At 70.9% G+C, this 11,112-nt stretch carries 8 protein-coding genes and 2 pseudogenes; 3 read left to right on the top strand and 7 right to left on the bottom strand.

Features of this window, described 5'->3' with window-relative positions; genetic code table 11:
- Positions 1-151, bottom strand: a pseudogene (locus AC5P1C_RS40990) (IS5 family transposase); the annotation flags it as partial.
- A 228-nt stretch (positions 152-379) separates the two neighbouring features.
- Here AC5P1C_RS40990 and AC5P1C_RS40985 point away from each other — a divergent pair.
- Positions 380-673: pseudogene (locus tag AC5P1C_RS40985) on the top strand (PHP domain-containing protein); the annotation flags it as partial.
- A 383-nt stretch (positions 674-1,056) separates the two neighbouring features.
- On the opposite strand, the gene AC5P1C_RS40980 reads toward AC5P1C_RS40985, so the two are convergent.
- Positions 1,057-1,638: a TetR/AcrR family transcriptional regulator gene (locus AC5P1C_RS40980; protein WP_493871090.1), complete on the bottom strand. Its 582-nt coding sequence runs from the start codon at positions 1,636-1,638 to the stop codon at positions 1,057-1,059.
- A gap of 10 nt (positions 1,639-1,648) precedes the next feature.
- Positions 1,649-2,923 (bottom strand): glycoside hydrolase family 1 protein, encoded by a 1,275-nt coding sequence (locus AC5P1C_RS40975; protein WP_493871089.1) that lies wholly within the window; start codon positions 2,921-2,923, stop codon positions 1,649-1,651.
- Between the two features lie 219 nt (positions 2,924-3,142).
- Between AC5P1C_RS40975 and AC5P1C_RS40970 the strand changes: the two genes are divergently transcribed.
- Together AC5P1C_RS40970 and AC5P1C_RS40965 are read left to right on the top strand one after the other, a co-directional pair.
- Positions 3,143-4,744, top strand: a complete 1,602-nt coding sequence (locus tag AC5P1C_RS40970) for a family 20 glycosylhydrolase (protein ID WP_493871088.1) — start codon at positions 3,143-3,145, stop codon at positions 4,742-4,744.
- Positions 4,745-4,752: 8 nt separating this feature from the next.
- Entirely contained in the window at positions 4,753-5,337 is a 585-nt protein-coding gene (locus tag AC5P1C_RS40965; protein WP_493871087.1) for a TetR/AcrR family transcriptional regulator, read from the top strand.
- A gap of 291 nt (positions 5,338-5,628) precedes the next feature.
- Here the strand turns inward: AC5P1C_RS40965 and AC5P1C_RS40960 are convergent, their stop codons facing one another.
- From AC5P1C_RS40960 to AC5P1C_RS40945, 4 genes are read right to left on the bottom strand one after another with little or no spacing between them, the layout of a single operon-like run.
- Positions 5,629-7,497, bottom strand: a complete 1,869-nt coding sequence (locus tag AC5P1C_RS40960; protein ID WP_493871086.1) for a glycoside hydrolase family 3 protein — start codon at positions 7,495-7,497, stop codon at positions 5,629-5,631.
- Entirely contained in the window at positions 7,494-8,375 is an 882-nt protein-coding gene (locus AC5P1C_RS40955; RefSeq protein WP_493871085.1) for an ATP-binding cassette domain-containing protein, read from the bottom strand. Before AC5P1C_RS40955 ends, AC5P1C_RS40960 begins: the two co-directional genes overlap by 4 nt.
- On the bottom strand, positions 8,372-10,165 hold the full coding sequence (locus AC5P1C_RS40950; protein ID WP_493871084.1) for a dipeptide/oligopeptide/nickel ABC transporter permease/ATP-binding protein: 1,794 nt from the start codon (positions 10,163-10,165) through the stop codon (positions 8,372-8,374). The genes AC5P1C_RS40955 and AC5P1C_RS40950 overlap by 4 nt, the downstream gene beginning before the upstream one ends.
- On the bottom strand, positions 10,162-11,103 hold the full coding sequence (locus AC5P1C_RS40945) for an ABC transporter permease (protein WP_493871083.1): 942 nt from the start codon (positions 11,101-11,103) through the stop codon (positions 10,162-10,164). Before AC5P1C_RS40945 ends, AC5P1C_RS40950 begins: the two co-directional genes overlap by 4 nt.
- Positions 11,104-11,112: the final 9 nt, after the last annotated feature.

The following is an 11,112-nucleotide window of genomic DNA, read 5'->3' as shown; positions in this document are numbered from 1 at the left end:
AGAGGATGGCGTTGACGATCTCCCGCAGGTCGTGCACCCGGGCGGCCGTGCCCGGCCCGGTCCGTCTCATCCGCCAGGCGGTGAAGACCGGTTCGATCAAGGCCCAGCGGGCATCGGACACGTCACTGCGATACGGGCGACGACCACTCACCCCTCGGATAACGATGCCCAACGCTGACAGTCACACAATCATCTCTAACTACCAGTAATCCAGATCAGATGCCCTCTAAGTCACACCTGTGGTCGGGTAGCCGGATCACAACCCCGGCCGGATGCGGCGCGCGGGTAGAGAACTCGCATTGTTCGACTTACGTTCGATACATTGGTGACGGATCGAGCCATCTGACTTGAATCGCGTCTCGGGTGATCGGAGGTGACGGTGAACGCCTCCGGGGTCCCCCACCTTCATGTCGCCTCCGGCTATTCGGCCCGCTACGGTGCCTCGCTCCCCCACGACCTCGTACGCCGCGCCGCCGAGCGCGGCATCGGCGCACTGGCACTGACCGACCGCGACACCATGGCCGGCACGGTGCGCTTCGCGAAAGCCGCGGCTGCCGCCGGGGTCCGCCCCCTGTTCGGTGTCGGCCTCGCGGTAGCCCCCGCAACTGATCTGGAAGGTGCTGGTGGGCGGCGCCGTGCGCCGGTGCGCGGGGGTGCGCATGTGGCTCAGTCTCAGTAGGGTCGGGGACTGGCGCGGTGGCTTCCGCTCCGTTTCCAGCCCCCGCCGCTTCAAACCGTGCGTGCGGTTCTCCCGCACACGGCTTTCCGACATCGTTCACCGACTGGCATGCGCCGTCGCCCTGTGCACGTTTCCGGTAAGGCGGTAGACCCTGAGTCGGGTGATCCATCCGTAAGTGAATCGGGTGGCCCAGTTCCGGCCTCGGAGTCTGTGTTTCCGGCTGGCAAAGATGCCGGTCAGGAACAACCTCACGAGTGTGTGCCGGAGGTACCGACTCGGCGCCCCCACGCGTCACGCGAGCGCACTGCCAGTGCGGGCACGTGAGCATTCGCACTCCCGGCCTGCCGGCGACGCATGCCGCTCACGCCTCTGTCTCTTCACACGCCCTGACCGCTCACCTCAAGCAATGTCAGGACGTCGTCGACCGGCTGCTGCATGTCGACGGACCGGTCCACCAGCCACTGCAACTGGATGCCGTCGGCCACGGCGATCAGTAGGGCGGCCAGCCGTTCCGGCGGGACGTCCTCGCGCATCGCCCCTTCCTCCATCCGCTGTCGCAGGAACGCCGCGACGCGGTCCCTCAGGACGGGGTAACGCTCGGCAAAGTGCGCGTGCGCAGGGTGCTTGGTGTCACTCGCCGCGGCCGCCATGGAGACGAACAGCTCGACGAGGCCGGGGGTGTTCACCCCCTCGCGGATGATCTCCTTGTAACTCTCCGGGCTGGTGCGCTGCCGCTGGCGCACCTGGGCGGTCTCGTCCCTCATGCGCAGGACCTGCGTGAGCAGGTCCTCCTTCGAGTTGAAGTAGTGCATCAGGCCGGGCAGGCTGAGACTGCACTTCGCCGCGACCTTGCGCAGGGAGGTGCCGCGGTAGCCTTCCGCGGCGAAGATCTCCAGGGCGGCCTGGAGGATCTCCTTCCGCTTGGCCTCGCCTTTTTCGTAGGGGCCCCGTTTCGCCATGCGCGACAGCCTAACCCGCGATCGCGCCCGCGGTCCGGGCCGGTGCCTGCGGTCCGGGGATGCGGCCGTCGCGGGCCAGCGCTCCGAGCCATCGGGCGGACGGCTTGGGCGTGCGGGCGAACGTGGCGGGGTCGACGCCGATGAGGCCGAACGTGGGCCGGTAGCTCCCCCATTCGTAGTTGTCGAGGGCGCTCCAGTGGAAGTAGCCGCGTACGTCCACGCCCTGCTCCATCACGCGCGCCAGACCGGACAGGGCCTGGCGGGTGTAGGTGATGCGCTGGGTGTCGTCGGCGGTGGCGATGCCGTTCTCGGTGACGATGACGGGGACGTGCGCGCCGACGGTGTCGACGGTGTGCAGGACAGCTTCGGCCAGCGCCTCGGGGTAGATCTCCCAGCCGGTCAGCGTGGTCGGCGCCCCTTCGGGCACCGGAAGCGGGCCCTCGGGGCCGATGCGGTGTCGGGTGTACGCCTGGACGCCGATCCAGTCGTCGTCGCGCGAGGCTTCCAGGAAGACGTTCTCGCGCGGGCGGGCGTAGGAGACCGCGATGTCCTCGGCGCCGGGTTCCGCCTGGTAGACCTGGTTGGCGATGGTCCACCCCGCCTTCACGCCGGCGCCCTTGAGGATGTCCGCCGAACGCCGGTGTGCCCGGATCAGTGCGTCGGTGACCTGTGCCTCGGGTTCGAGGGCAGCGGGGTTGAACGCCGCTCCCCCGGTCCGGCCCGCGTCCAGGGCGCTTTGCCCATGCTCCGCGATGAGCCGGCGCATGGTGTACATGAGGGCCATCATGTTGGGCTCGTTGATGGTGGCCACGTGGCTGACGTCGTCTCCCAGGACGTCCAGAGCCGTGCGGGTGTAGTCGGCGAAGAGGTCCCCGGCGTCGGGCGACGCCCAGCCGCCGCGCTCGCTGAACCAGCGCGGTGACGTGAAGTGGTGGAGGGTCACCAGGGGCGTCAGACCACGCTCGGCGGCTCCGCGCACCATGGCTCGGTAGTGGGCCAGTGCCGCGCGCGAGATCCGCCCGGGTTCCGGTTCGATACGTGCCCATTCGATGCCGAACCGGTACGCGTTGAAGCCGAGTTCGGCGAGCAGGTCCATGTCCTCCGGCCAGCGGTGATAACTGTCGGCCGCGTCTCCGCTGCGTTCGGAAACGAAGGTCTCCGGGCTGTTCTCGAGCGCCCACCAGTCACTGGTGACGTTGTTCCCCTCGACCTGGTGCGCGGAGGTCGACGCCCCCATCAGGAAGCCGTCGGGCAGGGGAAGTTCGGGCCCGGTAGGGGACGTCATGCGCGCGCTCCTCTCGCGGCGGGCCCGTGTCGGCCGGGGCCACCGCAAAAAACGTTCATTGATCGGTTTTCGTGTTAGCGTACACACGTCGCCGGTCAGGGCGGAAGGGGCGACCGTGGGGGGCGCCGGCCCTGATCGGCACCGGCCAGGGGCGACGGATACCGAGCCTGACGACCGGTCCGGATGCCCCTGGCCCGTCCTGGACCAGGGAGAACCCGCATGCACGCCGTCATCCCCGCGCCCACGTCCGACACGTCGAGCCCAGGCAGTCCGCTGCGGGTGCGCGGCCCCTGGCGGCTGCGGGCCGATCCACCACTGGGACCGGTGGCGGACACCCTCCGCGAGCTCCTCGTGCCGCACCTGGGCGCGCGGCTCGCCCCGTCCGAGGCTCCTGGAGCGGACGGCCTCGTCCTGAACCTGACGCACCACGACGCTCCCGGCTCCCCGGTGACGACCACCGGCATCGCGCCGACCGGCACGCCGCGGCCTCCGGACGAGTCGTACGAGGTGTCGGTGCACGGCGGCGGCATCACCTGCCGCGCCCGTACCGCCGTGGGCGCGTTCCGCGCCGCCACCACCGCGACACAACTCCTGCTCACCACACCGGCGGACGGGGCCCTCGCTCCTCGGACGCTGCGGGACGCTCCGCGCCTCGCCTGGCGGGGCCTGCTGCTCGACCCGGCCCGCACCTTCCTCACCTGCGACGAGGTGCGCCGCCTGATCGACGTGGCCGCGCTGTACAAGCTCAACGTCGTCCACCTGCACCTCACCGACAACGAGGGCTGGCGCCTGGAGATCCCCTCGCTCCCCGCTCTCACCACTGGCCAAGACGGCGCGGAGCGCATCTTCTACAGTGCGGCGGAGTACCGGGAGCTCCAGGAATACGCGCGTCGGCGCCACGTCACCCTGGTCCCCGAGATCGACCTGCCGGGCCACTGCGCGGCACTGCGCCGCGCGGTCCCCGATCTGCCGCACGCCCCCGCCCCGGAGCACCTGGCCGGCCGCTTCCCGTTCGTGCCGCCGCTCGACCTCACCGACTCGCGGACGCATGACGCGGTGTCAGCGGTGCTCGCAGACGTGTGCGCGCTCACCGATGGCCCCTTCGTGCATGTGGGCGGGGACGAGGCGCTCGGCGCGACCGAGGAGAGCTTCACCGCCTCCGTACGCGAACTACGCTCCCTGGTACGGAAGTTCGGCAAGTCGCCACTGGCCTGGCAGGAGGCGTCCCGGGCCGGCGTGGCCGCGGGTGACGTCCTCCAGTACTGGGTGGACGTGGAGATGATGGATCTTCCGGACACCGCCGATGAGCTCGCCGACCGCCCGGAGCTGATGGCTGCGGGCTTCGGCGTCGAACTGATCGCGGCCATGAAGCGGTTCTTCGCCCCCTCGGACGACGACGTGGACCGCGTTCTGAGCAGCGGCGGCCGCGTCCTGCTGTCCCCGCAGTCACACCTCTACCTCGACCGTCCCTACGCGACCGGGGTCACGCCGGCCGACTGCCCGCCCGACCTGGCGAACCTGGGCTTCCCCTCGTACCGCCCGCGCGAGATCCGCCACACCGCGAGCTGGGACCCGTTCGCGCACGGCATACCCGAGGACCGGATCGCGGGCGTCGAGGCCACCCTCTTCGCCGAACGACTGCGCGGTTTCGACGACGTGAGCGCGCTGCTCCTGCCGCGCCTGCCCTCCGTCGCCGAGGCCGCCTGGTCCGGCCGGCCGCCGCAGTGGGACGCGTACCGGCAGCGGCTGGCCCGGCACGCGCGCTGGTGGGGCACGGCACGCCTCCGCTACTTCCCAGCGTCCGACGTCCCCTGGGAGTGACCGAGACCATGGCCCGCCGAGGCCGTTACGAGAAGGGCGAGGCCAGGCGCGCCGAGATCCTTCACGCTGCACTGGATGTCTTCGCGGCCGAGGGCTATCGCGGCACGTCGCTGCGGAAGGTCGCCGCCCGGTGCGGCCTGAGCCTGCCCGGACTCATGCACTACTTCGACTCAAAGGAGGACCTGCTCACCCAAGTCCTGCGGATGCGCGACGACGAGGCCCGGCAGCGGCGCGGCGACGACGTCGGAGCGAGCTATCAGGACATCGTCCGCGAGGCCGAGGCCACCCCGGGCCTGGTCGAGCTGTTCGTCGCGATGACGGCGGCGGCCGGTGACCCGGACCATCCGGCGCACGCGTTCTTCGCGGAACGCTACCCGGGGTTGCGCGGGCGCGTCGCGGCGTTCGTCGAGGGAGGGGCGGGCGAGGGCACCCTGTCCACGACGCTGCCGCCCCAGCGGCTGGCCCAGATGCTGGTCGCCGTCGTCGACGGAATTCAGCTCCAGTGGCTCATCGACCGGTCAACCGACATGCGCCGACCTGTGGACGACCTGATCACACTGCTCCACCACCCCGCCCCGGACGGCGGCGGGTAGCCCCGCACACCCGCCGGAGCGGGCCTGACGCACGACGGCCCGCCGCTTCCCGTGGCGCACCGTCCGGCCACCGAAGCAGTCTGTCGCGCAGCCTTCACGACGCGGTACGCGCCCAGCCCTCGCCAGCGCTGGTCTACGCGGCGGTGCCTGCGGAGCCGCCGCTCAGACCCTCGCCACCCCCAGAATCGGAGTCATGCGGCCCTACCTTCTTGAGTGCGTCCCATGAGTTCGCGACTCTGGGACTGCGCGGGCCGGGCGGAGTCATCCGCCCGGCCCCGCTTCCCACATGGGTCAGCATCGGCCGGTCCCGCGCGGGACGGCGATGACGGTCGGGTCCGACGGGAACGGGCTGTCGGGCGACTCCTGTTCCAGGGCGGCCATCGAGACGGGCAGGTCGAAGGGCAGCAGTCCCGCCGCCTCCGCCTCGCCGAACACCACGGCTGCCAGGGCGCGATCGCTGCTGGTGTACGAGCCGAGAACGACGTCGGCGACGTCGAGCAACGGCCCGACGATCACGGGCCGTTCCAGGGTGACGTCCACGATGAGCGGCACCTGTGCCGCGATCTCGCGCAGATGCTCCACGGTGTCGCCGGGGAACTCCAGGCTCCCCGCGTGGAAGACCCGCTCCAGCACGTACGCGCTGCGCGGTTCGAAGGGCGCGGGCAGGCGGACGAACGCGACTTCGGCCTCCGCCGGGGTCGCCACCACCTCCGCGCAGGCCGCGAACACCTCGACGTCCGCGCCTTCCACGTACAGCCGGCTGCCGCGCGGCACCGGCCACGGAGTGCGGGCGGGTTCGGCCGCCCGGTGCACGACAGTCACCGAGCGGGCCTGCGCGTCGAATCCGCGCTGCCGGAACTCCGGTGCCCCGCAGATGCGGTCGGCGGCCTCCACATCGACGTACGGGTCGTCGAACAGGCCGAGTTCGAACTTGATCTTCAGCAGGCGTGCGACCGACGCGTCGATGCGCTCCTCGGTGATCCTGCCGGACTCGATGAGGCCGATCAGCACGTCGGTGCACGACTCCCCGCCGAGCTGGTCACATCCGGCGTCGAGGATCTTCGCGACGCGGGCCGGCCGGTCGAGGTGTTCGACGCCCCAGGCCCGGGCGGGCAGCGAGTGCCCGGCGATGGTCACATCGCTGACGAGTTGCCAGTCGGTGCACACCACGCCGTCGAATCCGAGCTCGTCGCGGAGGATGCCGGTGATGACCTGCTTGTTGAAGCCGAAGCCGACCTCTTCGATCGCGCGGCCCTTGTAGGTGAGTCCCACGGGCATGCCGTAGTAGGGCATGACGGCCGAGGTTCCCGCATCGATCGCGTCGCGGAACGGCTGGAGGTGGTAGTCGAACATGCCGCCGGGGTAGATCTGTTCGCGGCCGTAGGGGAAGTGCGGGTCCTCGCCGTCCTTCTGCGGGCCGCCGCCCGGGAAGTGCTTGGTCATGCAGGCGACGCTCGCGCCGTGCAGCGGGCCCGCGCTCTCGTCGGTCGCCTGGAAGCCGGCCAGGTAGGCGCGTACGTACTGGGCGGTGAGCTCGGCGTCGGGTCCGAAGGTGGTGGACTGGCGGGCCCAGCGCGGCTCGGTGGCCAGGTCGATCTGCGGGTGCAGGGCGGCGCGGATGCCGACGGCGAGGTACTCGCGCCGCGCGATGTCGGCGAACTCGCGGACCAGATCCGGATCCCGCAGGGCGGCGAGGCCGAGGGCTTCGGGCCAGGCCGAGAACGCCGACGTGCTCAGGGCGGCGGCGAGGTTGTCGACGTCGCTGTGGCGCGGGTCGGTGGAGATGGTTACGGGGATGCCCAGACGGCTCTGCTCGGCGAGGCGTTGCAGCCGGTTGTGCCACAGGGCGGATGAGCGGGCGCCGGGCAGTCGCAGGGCGTTGAAGTGGGTGATGTGCTGGTCCCGGACGACCTGTGTGGTGGGCGCGGGCATCAACAGGGCCTCGCGCTCGACGAGTTCACCGTGGGTGCCGGCTTCGATGCTGGGCTGGAAGAGCTGTCCGGCCTTCTCCTGAAGGGTCATCCGGGACAGCAGGTCGCGGACCCGGTCGGCGACCGGCAGGGTCGGGTTCTCGTAGGGCTCCATCCGGCCGTTGCCGTTCAGGTCCCGGAACACCGTGCCGTCGGGGGCGGTGAGCGTGCGCAGCCATACCGTGGTCATCGGGCCCCCTTGGCCGTCGAGGTGAGCGATGCGGGCGAGGTGATCCGGCGGGCGGCCTCGCGGCGACGGCGCTGCTCGGCGACGTCGACGACCGGCGCCGCCAGCAACAGCGCCTGGGTGTACGGGTGCCGGGGTTGTGTCGTGACGGTGTGCGCGTCGCCGGTCTCCACGAGTTCGCCGTGGTGGATGACGGTGACACGATGGCTCATCGTGCGGACGACTGCGAGGTCGTGCGAGACGAACAGGTAGGCCACACCGGTGTCCTCCTGGATCTCCCGCAGCAGGTCCAGGACGGTGCGCTGGGTGGTGAGGTCGAGCGCGGAGACCGGCTCGTCGCACACGATCAGGCGTGGCCGCAGGGCCAACGCCCGCGCGATGGCCACCCGTTGACGCTGTCCGCCCGAGAACTCGCGCGGCAGCCGCTCCGCGGATCCCGCCGGCAGGTGCACGCGGTCGAGGAGCTCCCCGACCCGGCCGTGTGCCGCACGGCGGCTCGTTCCCTGGCCGAGCAGCGGTTCGGTGAGGGTGTCACCGACGGTCAATGACGGGTTCAACGAGGTGTACGGGTCCTGGAAGATGACCTGCACATCGCGGCTGAGGGCGCGGCGCCGTCTGCGGTCGGCGGTGTCGATGCGTTCAGCGTCGAAGGTGATGGTGCCCGACGCTACCGGGACCAGGCCGAGGATGGCCCGGCCGATGGTGGTCTTGCCCGAGCCGGACTCACCGACCAGACCAAGCGTCTCGCCCGTCCGGACGTCCAGATCGATGCCCTTGAGGACCTCGGTGCGCGGCGCGCGCCAGCCCTTGCCGGGGAAGGACACCCGTACGTCGCGCAGCGAGAGGAGGACGTCCTCGGGGGCGAATGCGGTGGCGGTCATACGGCGGCGCTCCTGACCGTTCGAGGCTGCCAGCCGGCGCGCGCGGGTGCGTCGTCGAGCACGGCGTCGAGCAGGTTGCGGGTGTAGGGGGCCCGGGGCCGGGTCAGTACGTCCTCGGTGGTACCGCTCTCGACGACGCGGCCGGTGCGCATCACGGTGACGCGGTCGCACAGGTCGGCGACGACACCGAAGTTGTGGGTGACCAGGAGGACGCCGAGGTCGCGGTCCTGTTGCAGGGTGCGCAGCAGGTCGAGGATCTCGGCCTGGACGCGTACGTCGAGGGCCGTGGTCGGCTCGTCGGCGATCAGCAGTTCGGGGTCGCAGGACATGGCTCCGGCGATGAGGATGCGTTGGGCCATGCCGCCGGAGATCTCGTGCGGGTAGCGGCGCAGGATCTTGTCGGGCTCCGGGATCTCCACCATGCTCAGCAGTTCGGCGGCCCGGGCGGCGGCCTGTTTGCGGCTCAGGCCCAGGCAGTGCCGCATGGGCTCGGTGAGTTGGCTGCCGATGGTGAAGGACGGGTCGAGGTTGCTCATCGGCTCCTGCGGGATGTAGGCGACGGTGGTGCCGCGCAGGGTGCGATGGGCGTGCTCGGGCAGTCCGACGAGTTCCTGCCCGTTCAGCGTGATGCTGCCGCGCGTCACGCGTCCGCCTGCGGGCAGCAGGCCCAGGATGCCGAACGCGGTCTGGGTCTTGCCGGAGCCGGACTCGCCGACGAGGCCCACGATTTCACCGGGGCGGACGTCGAGGTCGACGTGGTGGACGACATGGTGGTCGGTGTCGTCGGGCCCCGGGTAGGCGATGGCCAGATCGCGTACGGACAGCAGGGCCGCACGTTCGCCCGGCGCGGGCGCGGCGCTGTCCGGTTCGGGCTGCGCGGCGGTGGAAGCGGCGGAGCGGACCGCGGCCGGCGGGGCGGCGAGCGCGTCGCGCACCGCGACGGCCAGCAGGACGAGCGCGCCGTTGGTGAGGCCGAGGGCGAGGCCGGGCCAGAGCATGAGCAGGGGCGCGGTCTGGATGTTCTGGAACGCCTCGTTGAGCATCGCGCCCCACGTGGCGGACTGGCCGCTGCCGACGCCGAGGAATTCGAGTCCGGCCTGAAGCCCGATGGCGACGCCCGCGACCAGGGCGATCTGGATGACGATGGGTCCGCGGACGATGGTGAGCACGTGCCGGGCGATGATGCGCACGTCGGAGAGGCCGGAGACGCGGGCGGCATCGACGTAGAGCTCGCCGCGTACGTCGGCGACGATGCCGCGCACGAGTCGGAAGAAGCTGGGCGCCGCGAGTACGCCGAGGACCACCATCAGGACCCAGACCTTTGGGCCGAGGATGGCGCGCGAGGCGAGCAGGACCACCATGGCGGGCAACGCCATGACGAGGTTGACGATCCAGCTGGCCGCGCTGTCGACGCGCCCGCCGTAGTAGCCGGCGCACAGTCCCGAGGGGACGCCGAGCACGAGCGCGACGGTGAGCGCGAGGAGGGCCCCGCCCAGGGTGTTCTGCCCGCCGTGCAGCAGCCGGGCCAGGACGTCGCGGCCCGCCGAGTCGGCGCCCAGCGGGTGGTGGCCCGAACTTCCCGCGAAGGCGTCGGCGAGGGTGCCCGCGGCGGGGTCCTGCGAGGTGAGGACCGGCGCGAGCAGAACGGCGAGGGCGATCAGCAGCAGTACAGCGGCGGCGATCGCGCCCAGCGGGTTGCGCAGGACCCGGCCGATGACGCCACGACGCCGGGACGCGGCGTCTGGAGCGTGCGGTACAGCAGCGGCGTCGGCGGGCAGGTTCTCGCTCATGCGACCCTCGCCTTCGGGTTGAGCCAGCCGATCAGGATGTCGACCAGGAGATTGATCAGGACGACGCCGGTCGCGGTAAGCATGACCAGAGCCATGATCACCGGGATGTCGCCGCGGGTGGTGTAGGTGACGGTCATGCTGCCGATGCCGGGCAGACCGAAGATCTGCTCGACGAGGACGGCGCCGCCGAGCAGGCCGACGAACTGCATGCCCAGGACGGAGAGTCCGGGCGCCGCGGCATTGCGCAGCACGTGCCGCAGCACGATGCGGCGCGGCGAGAGGCCACGGGCGCGCAGGGTACGGACGTAGTCCTGGCCCAGTACGTCGATGACGGCGCCGCGCACCTGCTGGGAGACACCGGCGATCGAGGATACCGACAGGGCGAGGATCGGCAGGGTCACCGTGGAGAGCCAGCCGCTGGGCGACTCGCTGAACGGCGTGTAGCCGATGGCGGGGAACCAGCGCAGTTGCACGGCGAAGACCAGGACGCACACGAGGGTGATGAGGAAGCCCGGCAGCGCGTAGCCGAGGACGCCCAGGACCTGGACGCACCGGTCGACGATGCCACGGCGCACCCCGGCCCACACGCCCAGGCAGACGGAGACGAGCGCGGTCACCAGCGTCACGCCGACCATCAGACTGACCGTCACGGCCAGCCGGTTGGTGACGGCGGCGCTGACGTCCTCGCTGGTGAACCACGAGATGCCGAGGTCACCGCGGACGGCATGGGCGAGCCAGTCGCCGTACTGGGCGAACACCGGCTGGTCGAGGCCGAGTGCGGCGTTCTTTGCGTCGACCAGATCCTGCGGGGCGCCCTGGCCGAGGAGTTGGCGGCCCACATCGGTGTCGGGGATCGACAGCAGGACGTAGGAGAGGAAGGAGATGACCGCCAGGAGCGCGATGCCGCCGGCCAGTCTGCGGAGGATGAAGTTCAGCATGGGACTCGG

This window comes from Streptomyces sp. A18, assembly GCF_059026065.1.
This window is presented reverse-complemented; position numbering and strand designations above follow the sequence as displayed.